This window comes from Klebsiella sp. DY2415, from assembly GCF_026314315.1.
GTDB lineage: Bacteria > Pseudomonadota > Gammaproteobacteria > Enterobacterales > Enterobacteriaceae > Klebsiella > Klebsiella ornithinolytica.
The window spans coordinates 565,594-581,294 of sequence record NZ_CP111115.1 but is presented as its reverse complement, the minus strand read 5'-3'; the positions used below and the strand labels follow the sequence as shown (position 1 = coordinate 581,294).

The following is a 15,701-nucleotide window of genomic DNA, read 5'->3' as shown; positions in this document are numbered from 1 at the left end:
AATTTTCAATTTGATACGTATTTTACCCTGAAGTTCACTATGGGTCATCGTTTACTTTACAGGGTGTTGCACCGTAGTATGACGGCCTGGTTTCAGGTTGTTAGCGCGAGATTATGCGATTTCCCAGATTTATCATCGGATTGACCGCCGGTATAGCGTTTAGCGCTCAGGCGGCGAACATTGACGAATATATCACCCAGCTGCCTGCGGGTGCTAACCTCGCCTTCATGGCGCAGAAGGTTGGCTCCCCGACGCCGGAGATAGATTTCCACAGTCAGCAGATGGCGCTCCCCGCCAGTACCCAGAAGGTGATCACTGCGCTGGCTGCTCTGCTGCAGCTCGGGCCGAACTTTCGTTTTACCACCACGCTGGAAACCAAAGGCAGCCTTGATGGCGGCGTGCTAAAAGGCGACCTGATTGCCCGTTTTGGCGGCGATCCCACGCTGAAACGTCAGGATATTCGCAATATGGTGGCGACGCTAAAAAAAGCGGGCGTCCAGCGGATCGAGGGGAACGTGTTGATTGATACCTCGGTCTTCGCCAGTCATGACAAGGCCCCAGGCTGGCCGTGGAACGACATGACGCAATGCTTTAGCGCCCCGCCGGCGGCTGCTATCGTCGATCGTAACTGTTTTTCTATCTCACTTTATAGCGCGCAGAAACCTGGCGACCTGGCCTTTATTCGCGTCGCATCGTACTACCCGGTGACGATGTTTAGCCAGGTAAGAACGCTGGCCCGCGGCTCCGCGGAGGCCCAGTATTGCGAACTCGACGTGGTGACCGGCGACCTGAACCGCTACACCCTGACGGGTTGCCTGCCACAGCGTAGTGAGCCCTTACCGCTGGCTTTCGCCATTCAGGACGGCGCAAGCTATGCGGGGGTTATCCTGAAGTCCGAACTGACCCAGGCAGGGATTACCTATAGCGGGACGCTGCTGCGCCAGACTCTGGCGAACGATCCGGGAACCGTGCTGGCTACGACGCAATCAGCTCCGCTGCACGATCTCCTGCGAATCATGTTAAAAAAATCAGACAACATGATTGCGGACACCGTCTTTCGCACCATTGGTCACGCTCGTCTTGGCGTTCCAGGGACCTGGCGTGCCGGTTCGGATGCGGTGCGCCAGATCCTGCGTCAACAGGCCGGCATTGATCTAGGAAATACGATTATTGCCGACGGTTCCGGTCTGTCGCGGCATAACCTGATTGCTCCGGCGACCATGATGCAGGTGCTGCAATATATCGCCCAGCACGATAATGAACTCAACTTCATCTCCATGCTGCCGCTGGCTGGCCACGATGGCTCGCTGCAGTATCGTGCAGGCCTGAATCAGGCTGGGGTCGATGGAAAAGTGTCGGCCAAAACCGGTTCTCTGCAGGGCGTTTACAACCTCGCAGGTTTCATCACTGCCGCCAGCGGGCAAAAAATCGCCTTCGTACAATACTTATCAGGCTATGCGGTACCGCCTGCAGATCAGCGCAACCGCCGGATCCCGCTGGTACGCTTCGAGAGTCGCTTGTATAAGGATTTGTACCAGAACAACTAATACGAAAGGGCCGCATCAAATGCGGCCCTTTTTAGTGCGCTCTGAACCGCTTCCCGGCATATCCCGGGCAGCAGTCCTGCCGTCGCCCCGATCGGCAATGTACCGGGGCACTCCAGCAGCTTAACGCTTATAGATGAACTCAACGCCTTCTTCGTCGTCTTCGTCCCAGTCGTCATCCCAGTCTTCGTCGTCTTCGACTTCAACTTCGGCTTCTTCAAGCTGCTGACGGTGGTAGTCGTCCCACATAAACTCGACTTTTTCAGGCGCTTTCTCTTCCTGTGCATGAACGATTGGGTTTTCGATGATAAAGGTCATCACGTCCCAGCACAGATCTTTCACGCCCTGCTGACTTGCCGCGGAGATCAGGTAGAACTTCTCTTCCCAGCCCAGCGCATCGGCAATGGCTTTCGCCTTCGCTTCAGCTTCCGCTTTATCCATCAGGTCAATCTTATTGAAGACCAACCAGCGTGGTTTTTCAGCCAGCTTCTCGCTGTATTTTTCCAGCTCACCGATGATAATGCGCGCGTTCTCAACCGGATCGGAACCATCGATCGGTTCGATATCGATGAGGTGTAGCAGCACGCGACAGCGTTCAAGGTGTTTCAGGAAGCGAATACCGAGGCCTGCGCCTTCCGCTGCGCCTTCGATAAGCCCAGGAATATCCGCAACAACGAAGCTCTTCTCGTTATCCATACGCACAACGCCAAGGCTCGGCACCAGCGTGGTAAACGGATAATCAGCCACTTTCGGCTTCGCCGCAGAAACGGCGCGAATGAAGGTAGATTTACCGGCATTCGGCATACCCAGCATCCCGACGTCTGCCAGCAGCATCAGCTCCAGCTGCAGATCGCGCTTATCACCCGGCGTCCCCATCGTTTTCTGACGCGGGGTACGGTTGACGGACGATTTGAAACGGGTGTTGCCCAGACCGTGCCAGCCGCCTTTAGCGACCATCAGACGCTGACCATGCTTAGTCATATCGCCCATGACTTCGCCGGTGCCTTGATCGATAACACGGGTCCCTACAGGCACTTTGATCGACACGTCTTTACCACGTTTACCGGTACAGTCGCGACTCTGGCCATTCTGTCCACGCTCAGCGCGGAAGGATTTTTCAAAACGGTAATCGATCAGGGTGTTCAGGTTTTCGTCCGCTTCCAGCCAGACATCACCACCATCACCACCGTCGCCGCCGTCCGGGCCGCCTCTCGGGATATATTTTTCACGGCGGAAGCTAACGCAACCATTGCCGCCATCACCTGCTACGACCAGGATTGTTGCTTCATCAACAAACTTCATTTTACTCTCCGAAAATCATTCGCCTGAGCGGGGCAGCGGTACAACCGCTTCACGCTTACGTAAGCCACCCCAAAGACGGTGGCCTATGGCGGAATACATCGCGCCCGCAACCACGACAAACGCACCGAGATAACCTAACAGGTTTAACATCGGTCTGGCGAAAACATCGGGCCAGGCCAGTGATAATAAATCTGAAAAAAGCAGCGTAAACAATGGCGTTAAGGTAATCAACGCGCTCACCTGAGCTGCCTGCCAGCGCGCCATGGCTTCCGCCAGCGCACCGTAGCCTACCAGGGTATTTAACCCGCAGAAAATCAGGCACGCCAGTTGCCAGTTGCTTAACGCCAGAACTTGTGAGAGCGTCGCCAACGGCAGCAACGCTATCGTACATAAAGTGTACAGCAAAAAGAGGATCTGCTGTGACGCCAGGCGGCGTAATAACACCTTTTGCGCGACGCCGTAGCTGACCCAAACCGCAGCCGCTGCAACGCCAAAAATTACCCCCCACGTGTAATCCGTCAGGCGGGTAAAAATCTCAATCAGGCTGGTGTTAAAGAACATCACCAGCCCGCAAATCAACATCAGCGCCCCCACAACCTGGGTACCGCGCATTTTCTCCTTAAGGATGAATACGCTGGCCACCATCATGCCGACCGGAGATAGCTGTCCGATCACCTGAGAAGCCGTGGGGCTAAGATATTGCAGGGAAGAGCTGAACAGAATGAAGTTACCAAACAGGCCGCCCGTCGCAATGGCCAGTAGTACCAGCCAGCGCGGTTTGCGAAAGAGGCGCAGCGGCGGCAGTTTACCTCTGATAGCGAGGATTGTGCCAAGGCCGATACTTGCCATCAAAAAGCGATAAAACACCACCGTCGGCGGCGCCATCACTTCAAGAACCTGCTTCATTGCAATTGGCAACGCACCCCAGCACATCGCGGTGGTGAGGGCCAAAAGAATGCCAATGCCGGCCTGCTGCTTCATACCCGTTTTCCCTGCAGAAAAATATCCGGGATTCTAATGTAAAAAGCCCCGCAACACGTTGCGGGGCTTTAATCCGTTACCGGACCACGAAAAACTTACTCAGCAACGATGCTGATGTATTTACGGTTATTCGGGCCTTTAACTTCAAATTTCACTTTACCGTCTGCTTTAGCAAACAGAGTGTGGTCACGACCGCAACCTACGTTGGTGCCTGCGTGGAATTTGGTGCCACGCTGACGAACGATGATGCTACCCGCCAGAACGGATTCGCCACCGAAACGCTTAACGCCCAGGCGTTTAGCTTCTGAGTCGCGACCGTTACGAGTTGAGCCGCCAGCCTTTTTATGTGCCATTTAAATCTCTCCTCAGGTCTTAGGCGCTGATGCCAGTAATTTTCACATCAGTGAACCACTGACGATGGCCCTGCTGCTTACGGTAGTGTTTACGACGACGAAACTTAACGATTTTAACTTTCTCGCCACGACCGTGAGCAACAACTTCAGCTTTGATTACGCCGCCCTCAACGAAAGGAACGCCGATCTTGATTTCTTCACCGTTTGCGATCATCAGCACTTCAGCGAACTCAACAGCTTCGCCAGTTGCGATGTCCAGCTTTTCCAGGCGAATGGTCTGACCTTCGCTTACTCGGTGTTGTTTACCACCACTTTGGAAAACCGCGTACATATAAAACTCCGCTTCCGCGCACCTCTTTGTGTGATTCAGAGTGCGCTATAAATATTCACAATAGGGCGCGAATATTACGCAAAACGCGAGCCTTTGACAAGAGCGATTAGCGATCAACGCAGAAAAAAAACACAACTTTCACGCTAACGTTTATCTATGGCAATTTTTCAGTACAATCATAGCTTCGTTTAATTCTATCTTAATCCTTCTGTGAACCCACCTGGATTCGCGGTAACAGGACATGTGGCCCGGCTTTTGCGATGAATTTAGAAAAAATCAATGAGTTAACCGCGCAGGATATGGCGGGTGTCAATGCGACAATCCTTGAGCAACTTGACTCAGATGTTCAGCTTATCAATCAATTAGGCTATTACATCGTTAGCGGAGGCGGTAAACGTATTCGTCCGATGATTGCGGTTCTTGCCGCCCGGGCAGTGGGTTACCAGGGCGACGCGCACGTCACTATTGCCGCACTGATCGAATTTATTCATACCGCCACCTTGCTGCATGATGATGTCGTTGATGAATCCGATATGCGCCGCGGCAAGGCGACGGCAAACGCCGCTTTTGGCAACGCAGCCAGCGTGCTGGTTGGTGATTTTATCTATACCCGCTCTTTCCAGATGATGACCAGCCTCGGCTCGTTAAAAGTGCTGGAAGTGATGTCTAAAGCCGTTAACGTCATTGCCGAAGGCGAAGTGCTGCAGCTGATGAACGTCAACGACCCGGATATCACTGAAGAAAACTATATGCGGGTCATCTACAGCAAAACAGCCCGTCTGTTTGAAGCCGCCGCACAGTGCTCAGGCATCCTGGCCGGTTGTACCGCCGAACAGGAGCAAGCGCTTCAGGACTATGGTCGTTATCTCGGCACGGCATTCCAGCTGATCGACGATTTACTGGACTACAGCTCTGATGGCGAACGTCTCGGCAAAAACGTGGGTGATGACCTGAACGAAGGCAAACCGACTTTACCGTTATTGCATGCCATGCGTCATGGCACTCCAGAGCAGTCAGCGATGATTCGCGGAGCGATTGAACAAGGCAACGGGCGTCACCTTCTCGACGCGGTTCTCGAGACGATGGCGGCCTGCGGCTCACTGGAATGGACCCGTAAACGCGCGGAAGAAGAAGCGGACAAAGCCATTGCCGTGCTTCAGGTCTTACCGGATTCCCCGTGGCGTGAAGCGCTTATCGGTCTTGCCCATATTGCGGTTCAACGCGACCACTGATCTCCCCCTGCCCCGTTCCCGCGCCTGTCGCGGGAACGCCCCACAAAGTTCCAGTAAAATCCATATATCGCCTTGCATCCTGGTATATTCCGAATATAAAGACACCTTACAAGAACTTGTTAGAACTTAATTAAACCTGGGAGTATAGTCATTCCGTTGCTCATATATCAGGCAATTGGGATCATCACCACCAGGAGAATTTATGGAAAAGTTCATCGACTGGCATCCGGCAGATATCATTGCTGGATTGCGCAAAAAAGGGACGTCGCTGGCAGCGGAGTCGCGGCGTAACGGCTTGAGTTCTTCAACGCTGGCGAATGCATTGACCCGGCCGTGGCCAAAAGGTGAGCTGATTATTGCTCATGCTCTGGATACCAAACCGTGGATTATCTGGCCCTCACGCTATCATGACCCGGTGACGCATCAGTTTATCGACAGAACGCAAATGATACGTCAGAAGAAAGAGAGCCAATGAAAGCGGTTCGCTGAGTCAACAGAACGGAATAAAAAAACAGCCCCCTGACACACGTCAAGGGGCTGTTATCACGACAGAGTTACTCGCCTTTCACGCGTTCGATATTCGCGCCCAGCGCCTGCAGTTTATCTTCGATGCGCTCGTATCCACGATCGATGTGGTAGATGCGATCGACAATCGTGGTGCCTTCCGCGATACAGCCGGCCAGGACCAGGCTTGCTGACGCACGCAGGTCGGTTGCCATCACCTGCGCACCGGAGAGCTGCGCCACGCCGTGGCATATCGCCGTATTGCTTTCGATCTCCGCGTGTGCACCCATACGGATCAGTTCCGGAATATGCATGAAACGGTTTTCAAAGATCGTTTCGGTAATCACGCCGGTCCCTTCCGCAACCAGGTTCAACAGCGTGAACTGCGCCTGCATGTCGGTCGGGAAACCCGGGTGTGGCGCGGTACGCACATTGACGGCTTTCGGACGGTTGCCGTGCATATCCAGGCTAATCCAGTCTTCGCCGGTTTCGATATCGGCGCCCGCATCGCGCAGCTTGGCCAGTACGGCATCCAGGGTATCAGGCTGTGCGTTGCGGCAAACAATTTTACCGCCGGAGATTGCAGCAGCGACCAGGAAAGTACCGGTTTCGATACGGTCAGGCAGAACGCGATATACGCCGCCACCCAGACGCTCTACGCCTTCGATGGTGATGCGGTCAGTCCCCTGACCTTTAATTTTTGCGCCCAGCGCGTTGAGGAAGTTCGCCGTATCGACGATTTCCGGCTCGCGAGCGGCGTTTTCAATCACGGTGGTGCCTTCCGCCAGCGTCGCGGCACTCATAATGGTCACGGTCGCGCCGACGCTGACCTTATCCATCACAATATGCGCGCCTTTAAGACGTCCGTTAACCGACGCCTTCACATAGCCTTCTTCCAGTTTGATCTCTGCGCCCAGCTGCTCAAGGCCAATAATATGCAGATCGACCGGACGCGCACCGATAGCACAACCGCCCGGCAGTGAAACCTGTCCCTGACCAAAGCGCGCCACCAGCGGGCCCAGCGCCCAGATAGAAGCACGCATCGTTTTGACCAGATCGTACGGCGCGCAGAAGACGTCGACCGGACCCGCATCGATCCAGACTGACCCATTGCGCTTCACTTTGGCGCCGAGCTGGCTCAGCAGTTTCATCGTGGTATCGATGTCTTTCAGTTTTGGTACGTTCTGGATCTCAATCGGCTCATCTGCCAGCAGGGCGGCAAAGAGGATCGGCAGGGCGGCATTTTTCGCACCGGAGATGGTGACTTCCCCCTGGAGGCGTGTCGGCCCCTGAACACGGAATTTATCCATTGATTCTGTTCTCTGTTAAGAATTCACATACACTGCGGGGAACATCCCTGCAGCTTAAAAGCCGTTGAGTTTGCGGTCCCGGGCCCATTCTTGCGGGGTAAATGCTTTGATCGACAGAGCATGAATGCGGTTGTCGGCAATGTATTCCATCAGCGGAGCGTAGACAGCCTGCTGTTTCTTTACCCGGCTCATGCCGTCAAACATCTCACCCACAGCAATAACCTGAAAGTGACTGCCATCGCCAGAGACGTGGACTTCCTGAAGGGAGAGTGCGTTCATCAGCACGGTCTGAATTTCATGATTTTCCATGGGTTCAAATTTTATCTGGTAGTGAAAATAGCCCAACATCTTAGAGGAAAGTGGCGCGGTCTTAAATAAGCAAAAAGCCCCATCGAAGATATTGATGGGGCTTTCAGGATAACCTCAGCAGTAACGCACTGAAAAACTATGGGATCATATCGGCGGGAAGGTTGTAAAGACTGGCTAAAGTTTGCAGGTTGTCGCTCTTACCAATCAGTTTCGCCTCCCGGCCCTGGTGGCGAATTAACGCCACAAAGTGCATCAGCAGCGCCAGGCCGGCGGTATCCACCCGGGTTAGTGCGCTCAGGTCGATAGTCGACACGCCATCGGTCGCCTGCGCACGGGCTTCCCAGAGCGGGACCAGCAGATCCTGGTCCAGCTCCCCGTGCAGCGCCAGTCGCTCGCCGTCGCGAGTCCAGCTCAGCTGCCCGGTCATTATTTTTTCTGTTCCAGAGTGATCGGCTGCGCGGAGATCGCCTTCAGTTGCGCGGTCAGACCATCAACGCCTTTGGTGCGCAGCAGATCGCTCCACTCGTTTTGTTTGGTGGTGATCATGCTCACCCCTTCGGCAATCATATCGTAAGCCTGCCAGTTACCGGTCTGGGTGTTTTTACGCCACTGGAAATCCAGGCGTACCGGAGGGCGGCCATTGGGATCGACGATCGTCACGCGAATAGGGACGATCGTTGCATCGCCCAGCGGTTGTTCCGGAGCAATCTGGTAAGTTTGACCATGGTACATAGCCAGCGCCTGGCCGTAGGCCTGCTTCAGGTATTCACGGAAGGCGACAAAGTAGGCTTCGCGCTGCGCCGGGGTCGCATCTTTATAATACCGGCCCAGAACCAGCGCGCCGGCATACTTCACCTGGACATACGGCATCAGCTCCTGGTCAACGATATCACGCAGATAGTTCGGGTTAGCCTGAATCTTCGGCTGTTCATTTTTCAGACGATCGAAGGTCTTCTGCGCCGCTTCGTTCATCAGCTTATAGGGGTTGGACTGATCCGCCGCCGTAGCAGCCGTCAAGGGAGCAATCACCAGCATGGCGATCATCAATAAACGTTTAAACATAGGGTGTCTCTCCTGAAATTAATGCGTCGTGGCGGCCGGTGGCGTGGCGTCAGTATGACTCTCTGTCGCTGCCGAATCATCGCCAGAATTCTTATTGTCACTGCCCTTACTGCTATAAAGGAACTGACCAATCAGGTCTTCCAGAACCATGGCTGACTTGGTGTCCTGAATAGTGCTGCCATCTTTAAGGATAGACGTCCCCAGTTCCGGATCGTCGAAACCGATATTCAGCGCCAGGTACTGTTCTCCCAGCAGGCCTGAGGTACGAATAGCCAGCGAGCTGGAATCAGGAATATGGTTGTAGCTCTCATCAATATCGAGCGCTACGCGCGGCAGGTAGGTTTTCGGGTCAAGCGTAATATCCGCAACCCGGCCCACGACCACACCGCCAATGCGAACCGGAGAACGCGCCTTCAGCCCACCAATATTGTCAAAGGTCGCATAGATACGGTACGTCGGTTCGGTACGTAAAGAGGTCACGTTGGCGGCTTTGAGACAGACAAACAGCGCAGCCAGCAACGCAACCAGTAAGAACACACCTACCCAGATTTCACTTTTTTTCGTTTGCATGAACTCAATTCCCAAACATCAGCGCAGTCAGCACAAAATCCAGCCCCAGAACCGCCAGCGACGAATGCACCACGGTACGCGTCGTTGCCCGGCTAATCCCGGCGGAAGTGGGGATAGCGTCATAACCATTAAATAACGCAACCCATGTCACCGTAATGGCAAACACCAGACTCTTAATCAGGCAGTTAACCAGGTCCATTCGCCAGTCAACGGCATTTTGCATCGCAGACCAGAAGAAGCCACTGTCGATCCCCTTCCAGCTTACGCCCACCAGCGAGCCGCCCCAGATGCCCACGGCGACAAAAATAATGGTCAACAGCGGCAGCGAGATAACCCCTGCCCAGAAGCGAGGGGAAATCACGCGCCGCAGCGGATCGACCGCCATCATTTCCATGCTGGAGAGCTGTTCGGTCGCACGCATCAGGCCAATTTCCGCGGTCAGCGCGGAACCCGCACGCCCGGCAAACAGCAGCGCAGCAACCACCGGCCCCAGTTCGCGCAGCAGGGATAACGCCACCAGCATGCCTAAACTGGTTTCCGCACTATAGGTGGTGAGCACCAGATAGCCCTGCAGCCCCAGCACCATGCCGATAAACAGCCCCGACACGATGATAATCAGCATCGATAGCACGCCAACGTTGTAGAGCTGACGGACCAACAGCGGCGCATGCTTACGAAATTCCGGCTTGCCCACTACCGCATTGAAAAGCATTAATCCGGCACGCCCGAAAGCCGCGGTCGTTTTAATTCCCCGGTGTCCGAGTGATGCCAGCACATTTAGCAGCATCAGTTGCTCGCTCCCTTGCCTAATAAATCATGCTGATAGTCCCCGGCCGGATAGCGGAACGGTACCGGACCATCGGCAATACCATCAATGAACTGGCGAACCCGCGGGTCGCCGTTTTCACGCAGCGACTGCGCGCTGCCGTGAGCCACGATTTTTTTGTCCGCCACGATATACGCGTAATCAGCAATGCTCAGCACTTCTGGCACGTCATGTGACACCACGATACAGGTCACGCCCAGCGTGCTGTTGAGTTCTGAGATCAGCTTAACCAGCACGCCCATGGTGATGGGATCCTGTCCGACAAACGGTTCGTCGAACATAATCAGGTCCGGCTCCAGCGCAATAGCCCTGGCCAGGGCGGCGCGGCGCGCCATCCCGCCTGAGAGTTCAGAAGGCATTAATTTCGCCGCTCCGCGCAGCCCGACCGCTTCAAGCTTCATCATGACGGTCGTATGCAGTAACGCCTCCGGCAAACGCGTATGTTCACGTAGCGGGTAGGCTACGTTATTGAACACGTTCATATCGGTGAACAGTGCTCCGGACTGGAACAGCATGCTCATGCGCTTACGCACGGTATACAGGCGCGAGCGTGACATCTGCGGCACGTTTTCACCATCGAACAGGATCTCACCTTTATCCGGCGGGATCTGCCCACCGATCAGGCGCAGCAGCGTCGTTTTACCGATCCCCGATGGTCCCATAATCGCCGTGATCTTACCGCGCGGCACTGACAGCGAGATATCGTCAAAGATGACGCGATCGCCGCGAGAGAAGCGGATACCGCGTACTTCGACCAAATTCGCCAGAGTTTGGCTCATAAAATCATCCTTACTAAACATCCCTCGGGCTAAGCATGGCGCGTACCTTCGCCACAAACCCAACATTTTTACAGAATCTTACCTGCCTGGGTTAGCGAAAGCTGGCATTTGTTTTACTTTTGACAAACATAAAGTCAAAATTAAGAATTCGTTACGCTGCAGATGGACCGCTACAGCGAATCAACGATTATACCTGAAGAAAGGACTTTAGATGCTCTTAGCGACGGCTCTGTTAATAATTGGTTTACTGCTGGTAGTCTACAGCGCCGATCGTCTGGTCTACGCCGCTTCAATACTTTGCCGCATGATAGGGATCCCCCCGCTCATTATCGGGATGACGGTGGTAAGTATCGGCACCAGCCTGCCGGAGATCATCGTTTCCGCCGCTGCGTCTCTGCACGGACAGACCGATCTGGCGATCGGCACGGCGCTCGGATCCAATATTACCAATATATTATTAATACTCGGCCTCGCTGCCTTGTTGCGTCCATTTACCGTGCATTCTGATATCCTGCGCCGCGAGTTACCGCTAATGTTGCTGGTCAGTTTGCTGGCAAGCTTTGTGCTGTACGATGGGCAACTGTCCCGTATGGACGGTCTTTTCTTACTGGCGCTCGCCCTGCTGTGGCTGCTGTTTACGATTAAAATCGCCCGGCTGGCGGAACGTCAGGGCAGCGATAGCCTGACCCGGGAACAGATGGCGGAGCTTCCGCGGGAAGGTTCGCTTCCCGTGGCCCTGCTCTGGCTGGGTGTAGCCATGATTGTGATGCCCATGGCAACCCGAATGGTCGTGGATAATGCCACCGTGCTGGCAAACTACTTCGCTATCAGCGAGCTCACCGTCGGCTTAACGGTGGTGGCGATCGGCACCAGCCTGCCGGAACTGGCAACGACGATTGCCGGGGCGCGAAAAGGGGAAGACGATATCGCTATCGGGAATATTATCGGCGCGAATATCCTGAATATCGCCCTGGTTCTCGGATTACCGGCACTGATCGCCCCGGGAGCATTCGCACCGGAGGCCTTTACGCGCGACTATGCCGTGATGCTGTTCGTCAGCGTGATATTCGTCCTGCTATGCTGGCGTCGCAAATGGCAACCCGGTCGCCTGGTGGGTGCGCTGCTGGTCGGCGGTTTTGTGGTTTGGTTGGCGATGCTGTACTGGGCAGCACCGCTCTTCGTTGAATGAATCGGGATAACACTATGTCGCAAATAGATTTGCCAACGGATTTTGACTTTCAACGGGTAGGACGTGAAGTTCTGGAAATTGAACGTGAAGGTCTGGCTCAACTCGATCAGTACATTAATGAAGATTTCACCCATGCCTGCGAGAAGATCTTCCGCTGCGCGGGCAAAGTCGTGGTGATGGGGATGGGCAAATCCGGCCATATCGGGCGTAAAATGGCGGCGACGTTTGCCAGCACCGGTACGCCGTCGTTTTTTGTGCACCCCGGCGAAGCGGCCCACGGCGATTTAGGCATGGTGACGCCGAAGGATGTGGTTATCGCGCTCTCGAATTCCGGCGAGTCGAACGAGATCCTGGCGCTGATTCCGGTACTTAAACGCCTGCAGGTGCCTCTTATCTGCATGACCAGCCGTCCGGAAAGCAGCATGGCGCGCGCCGCGGACATCCATCTTTGCGTGAAGGTACTGAAAGAAGCCTGTCCGTTAGGGCTGGCCCCGACCTCCAGCACCACCGCCGCGCTGGTTATGGGCGATGCGCTGGCGGTTGCCCTGCTGGAAGCGCGCGGCTTTACCGCTGAAGATTTTGCGCTGTCGCACCCTGGCGGCGCACTGGGTCGTAAGCTGCTGTTGCGGGTCAATGATATTATGCATACGGGTGATGAAATCCCGCACGTCAATGTGCAGGCCACCTTGCGCGATGCGCTGCTGGAAATCACACGTAAAAATTTAGGCATGACGGCTGTCTGTGATGATGACATGAACATCATCGGTATTTTCACCGATGGCGACCTGCGCCGGGTGTTTGATACCGGGGTCGATATGCGTAATGCCAGTATTGCCGATGTCATGACACCGGGCGGCATTCGCATTCGCCCCGGTATTCTTGCCGTCGATGCGCTGAACCTGATGCAATCTCGCCATATCACCTGTGTGTTAGTTGCCGATGGCGACCGCCTGTTGGGTGTGGTACATATGCACGATCTCCTGCGCGCAGGCGTAGTGTAAGTAAGGATAAAATAATGAATAATGCTGATGCTCTGCAGGAAACCTGCTACGGGCCAGTAAGCCCTGAATTTATCGATCGGGCGGCGAAGATCCGTTTATTGATCCTCGACGTAGACGGCGTGCTGTCCGATGGCCTGATCTACATGGGCAACAGCGGTGAAGAGCTGAAGGCGTTTAACGTTCGCGACGGTTACGGAATTCGCTGCGCGCTGACCTCAGGTATTGAAGTCGCGATTATTACCGGACGAAAAGCTAAACTGGTAGAAGATCGTTGTCAGACGCTGGGCATTACGCACCTGTATCAGGGGCAGTCCGATAAACTGCTGGCATTTCGCGAATTATTGCGCAAGCTGGCCGTTCGCCCGGACGAAGTTGCCTACATCGGCGATGATCTGATCGACTGGCCGGTGATGGCCGAGGTCGGTTTAAGCGTGGCAGTGGCGGATGCGCACCCGCTGCTGCTACCGCGCGCAGATTATGTTACCCGCATCAACGGTGGACGCGGAGCGGTACGCGAAGTCTGCGATTTGTTACTATTGGCGCAGGGCAAGCTGGATGAGGCCAAAGGGCAATCAATATGAGTAAAACCAGACGTTGGGTTATCATTTTACTATCGCTGGTCGCGCTTATTCTGATCGGCCTGAATCTGGCGGGTACGGACGATACCACTCAGCAAGAGATCAATCCTGATGACCCGACCTATACCAGTGAACATACCGACACCGTTGTTTACAGCCCGGAAGGGGCGCTTAACTACCGCTTAATCGCTGAGCACGTGGAGTATTTTTCCGCCCAGGAAGTCTCGTGGTTCACCAAACCGGTGATGACCACATTTGATACCAACAAGGTACCCACCTGGTCTATCAAAGCGGATAAAGCCAAACTGACTAAAGACCGCATGCTGTATCTTTACGGAAACGTAGAGGTGGACGCGCTGAGCGCGGACTCTCAATTGCGCAAAATTACGACGGATAACGCCCAGATAAACCTGGTGACGCAAGATGTTACCTCTGATGACATGGTGACGTTGTACGGGACGACATTTAATTCCAGCGGCCTGAAAATGCGCGGAAATTTACGCAGCAAAACTGCCGAGCTGATTGAAAAGGTTAGAACCTCTTATGAAATTCAGAACAAACAAACTCAGCCTTAAGATTGCGCTCGCCAGCGCCTTACTGGCCGCCAGCCTGCCGGCACTGGCAAAAACCGGCGATACCGATCAACCGATTCACATCGAATCCGATCAGCAGTCACTGGATATGCAGGGCAATGTCGTCACCTTCACCGGTAATGTCGTCGTCACCCAGGGGACCATTAAAATCAACGCCGATAAGGTGGTGGTGACCCGTCCTGGCGGTGAAAAAGGTAAAGAAGTGATCGACGGTTACGGTAATCCGGCAACCTTCTTCCAGATGCAGGACAACGGCAAGCCGGTGAAAGGCCGCGCGCAAAAAATGCACTATGAATTGCAGAATGATTTCGTCGTCCTGACCGGTAATGCGCATCTGGAACAGATCGATAGCAACATCCAGGGCGACAAAATTACCTATCTGGTGAAAGAGCAGAAAATGCAGGCGTTCAGCAATAAAGGCGGACGCGTGACGACGGTTCTGGTTCCTTCGCAGCTGCAAGACAAAAGCACCAACCAGCAAAAGAAGGGTAACTAATTCGTTATGGCAACATTAACCGCAAAGAATCTCGCCAAGGCGTATAAAGGCCGCCGCGTGGTGGAAGATGTCAGTCTGACCGTGAACTCTGGCGAGATCGTTGGCCTCCTCGGGCCAAACGGCGCCGGTAAAACCACGACCTTCTACATGGTGGTCGGCATTGTGCCGCGCGACGCTGGCAACATTATTATCGACGATGAAGATATCAGCCTGCTGCCGCTGCATGCCCGCGCGCGTCGGGGGATCGGCTATCTGCCGCAGGAAGCTTCCATTTTCCGCCGCCTGAGCGTGTACGATAATTTAATGGCGGTTTTGCAGATTCGCGACGATCTCAGCAGCGAGCAGCGTGAAGACCGCGCGAAAGAGCTGATGGAAGAATTTCACATCGAGCATCTGCGCGACAGCCTGGGACAGGCGCTTTCCGGCGGTGAACGCCGCCGCGTTGAAATCGCCCGCGCGCTGGCCGCTAATCCGAAATTCATTCTGCTGGATGAGCCTTTTGCCGGCGTTGACCCCATTTCCGTTATTGATATCAAACGCATCATCGAACATCTGCGCGACAGCGGTCTTGGCGTGCTGATCACCGACCATAACGTCAGGGAGACGCTGGCCGTCTGCGAACGCGCCTATATCGTCAGCCAGGGCCACCTGATCGCCCACGGCACCCCGCAGCAAATCCTTGAAGACGAGCAGGTTAAGCGCGTGTATCTTGGGGAAGACTTCAGACTCTGATAGGGTAGA

20 protein-coding genes are annotated in these 15,701 nt (G+C 54.6%); 9 read left to right on the top strand and 11 right to left on the bottom strand.

Annotation, left to right across the window (positions count from 1 at the left end):
* Window positions 1-113: 113 nt before the first annotated feature.
* Window positions 114-1,547 (top strand): serine-type D-Ala-D-Ala carboxypeptidase, encoded by a 1,434-nt coding sequence (gene dacB / locus OQV00_RS02780; protein ID WP_004868111.1) that lies wholly within the window; start codon window positions 114-116, stop codon window positions 1,545-1,547.
* Window positions 1,548-1,667: 120 nt separating this feature from the next.
* Here the strand turns inward: dacB and cgtA are convergent, their stop codons facing one another.
* The 4 genes from cgtA to rplU form a co-directional block, all read right to left on the bottom strand.
* Entirely contained in the window at window positions 1,668-2,846 is a 1,179-nt protein-coding gene (gene cgtA, locus OQV00_RS02775; protein WP_004868113.1) for an Obg family GTPase CgtA, read from the bottom strand.
* A gap of 15 nt (window positions 2,847-2,861) precedes the next feature.
* Window positions 2,862-3,827 carry a DMT family transporter gene (locus OQV00_RS02770; protein WP_015585658.1) on the bottom strand — a complete coding sequence of 322 codons (966 nt, stop codon included), beginning with the start codon at window positions 3,825-3,827 and terminating at the stop codon, window positions 2,862-2,864.
* A gap of 95 nt (window positions 3,828-3,922) precedes the next feature.
* On the bottom strand, window positions 3,923-4,180 hold the full coding sequence (gene rpmA / locus OQV00_RS02765) for a 50S ribosomal protein L27 (protein WP_003861831.1): 258 nt from the start codon (window positions 4,178-4,180) through the stop codon (window positions 3,923-3,925).
* A gap of 19 nt (window positions 4,181-4,199) precedes the next feature.
* Window positions 4,200-4,511, bottom strand: a complete 312-nt coding sequence (gene rplU, locus OQV00_RS02760) for a 50S ribosomal protein L21 (protein ID WP_004106123.1) — start codon at window positions 4,509-4,511, stop codon at window positions 4,200-4,202.
* Window positions 4,512-4,771: 260 nt separating this feature from the next.
* Here rplU and ispB point away from each other — a divergent pair, with 260 nt between their 5' ends.
* A complete protein-coding gene (ispB, locus tag OQV00_RS02755) occupies window positions 4,772-5,743 on the top strand; it encodes an octaprenyl diphosphate synthase (protein WP_004868118.1) in 972 nt (323 codons plus the stop codon).
* Window positions 5,744-5,945: 202 nt separating this feature from the next.
* Window positions 5,946-6,218 (top strand): DNA-binding transcriptional regulator SfsB, encoded by a 273-nt coding sequence (sfsB, locus tag OQV00_RS02750; protein ID WP_004868119.1) that lies wholly within the window; start codon window positions 5,946-5,948, stop codon window positions 6,216-6,218.
* A gap of 79 nt (window positions 6,219-6,297) precedes the next feature.
* Here the strand turns inward: sfsB and murA are convergent, their stop codons facing one another.
* The 7 genes from murA to mlaF form a co-directional block, all read right to left on the bottom strand.
* A complete protein-coding gene (gene murA, locus OQV00_RS02745) occupies window positions 6,298-7,557 on the bottom strand; it encodes a UDP-N-acetylglucosamine 1-carboxyvinyltransferase (RefSeq protein ID WP_004868122.1) in 1,260 nt (419 codons plus the stop codon).
* A gap of 54 nt (window positions 7,558-7,611) precedes the next feature.
* Complete coding sequence (gene ibaG / locus OQV00_RS02740; RefSeq protein ID WP_015585657.1) at window positions 7,612-7,866, bottom strand: BolA family iron metabolism protein IbaG; 255 nt, start codon at window positions 7,864-7,866, stop codon at window positions 7,612-7,614.
* Between the two features lie 136 nt (window positions 7,867-8,002).
* Window positions 8,003-8,293 carry a lipid asymmetry maintenance protein MlaB gene (gene mlaB / locus OQV00_RS02735; RefSeq protein ID WP_004868129.1) on the bottom strand — a complete coding sequence of 97 codons (291 nt, stop codon included), beginning with the start codon at window positions 8,291-8,293 and terminating at the stop codon, window positions 8,003-8,005.
* Complete coding sequence (gene mlaC, locus OQV00_RS02730) at window positions 8,293-8,928, bottom strand: phospholipid-binding protein MlaC (protein WP_044346932.1); 636 nt, start codon at window positions 8,926-8,928, stop codon at window positions 8,293-8,295. Before mlaC ends, mlaB begins: the two co-directional genes overlap by 1 nt.
* Before the next feature lie 18 nt (window positions 8,929-8,946).
* The gene (gene mlaD, locus OQV00_RS02725) at window positions 8,947-9,498 is read right to left on the bottom strand and encodes an outer membrane lipid asymmetry maintenance protein MlaD (protein WP_004868136.1); all 552 of its coding nucleotides are present in this window, start codon (window positions 9,496-9,498) and stop codon (window positions 8,947-8,949) included.
* A 4-nt stretch (window positions 9,499-9,502) separates the two neighbouring features.
* Window positions 9,503-10,285, bottom strand: coding sequence for a lipid asymmetry maintenance ABC transporter permease subunit MlaE (mlaE, locus tag OQV00_RS02720; RefSeq protein WP_004868139.1), 783 nt, complete (start codon window positions 10,283-10,285; stop codon window positions 9,503-9,505).
* Complete coding sequence (gene mlaF / locus OQV00_RS02715) at window positions 10,285-11,103, bottom strand: phospholipid ABC transporter ATP-binding protein MlaF (RefSeq protein ID WP_004868142.1); 819 nt, start codon at window positions 11,101-11,103, stop codon at window positions 10,285-10,287. Before mlaF ends, mlaE begins: the two co-directional genes overlap by 1 nt.
* A 211-nt stretch (window positions 11,104-11,314) precedes the next feature.
* Between mlaF and OQV00_RS02710 the strand changes: the two genes are divergently transcribed.
* Genes OQV00_RS02710 through lptB form a run of 6 tightly spaced genes read left to right on the top strand, consistent with a single transcriptional unit; the run spans window position 11,315 to window position 15,692 of the window.
* Window positions 11,315-12,292 carry a calcium/sodium antiporter gene (locus OQV00_RS02710; protein WP_004868144.1) on the top strand — a complete coding sequence of 326 codons (978 nt, stop codon included), beginning with the start codon at window positions 11,315-11,317 and terminating at the stop codon, window positions 12,290-12,292.
* Complete coding sequence (gene kdsD, locus OQV00_RS02705; RefSeq protein ID WP_369973985.1) at window positions 12,289-13,293, top strand: arabinose-5-phosphate isomerase KdsD; 1,005 nt, start codon at window positions 12,289-12,291, stop codon at window positions 13,291-13,293. Before OQV00_RS02710 ends, kdsD begins: the two co-directional genes overlap by 4 nt.
* Window positions 13,294-13,307: 14 nt before the next feature.
* Window positions 13,308-13,874 (top strand): 3-deoxy-manno-octulosonate-8-phosphatase KdsC, encoded by a 567-nt coding sequence (gene kdsC / locus OQV00_RS02700; RefSeq protein WP_004868149.1) that lies wholly within the window; start codon window positions 13,308-13,310, stop codon window positions 13,872-13,874.
* A complete protein-coding gene (gene lptC, locus OQV00_RS02695; protein WP_004868154.1) occupies window positions 13,871-14,446 on the top strand; it encodes an LPS export ABC transporter periplasmic protein LptC in 576 nt (191 codons plus the stop codon). Before kdsC ends, lptC begins: the two co-directional genes overlap by 4 nt.
* Window positions 14,415-14,960, top strand: a complete 546-nt coding sequence (gene lptA, locus OQV00_RS02690) for a lipopolysaccharide ABC transporter substrate-binding protein LptA (RefSeq protein ID WP_004868159.1) — start codon at window positions 14,415-14,417, stop codon at window positions 14,958-14,960. Before lptC ends, lptA begins: the two co-directional genes overlap by 32 nt.
* Window positions 14,961-14,966: 6 nt before the next feature.
* Entirely contained in the window at window positions 14,967-15,692 is a 726-nt protein-coding gene (gene lptB, locus OQV00_RS02685; protein ID WP_004206203.1) for an LPS export ABC transporter ATP-binding protein, read from the top strand.
* Window positions 15,693-15,701: the final 9 nt, after the last annotated feature.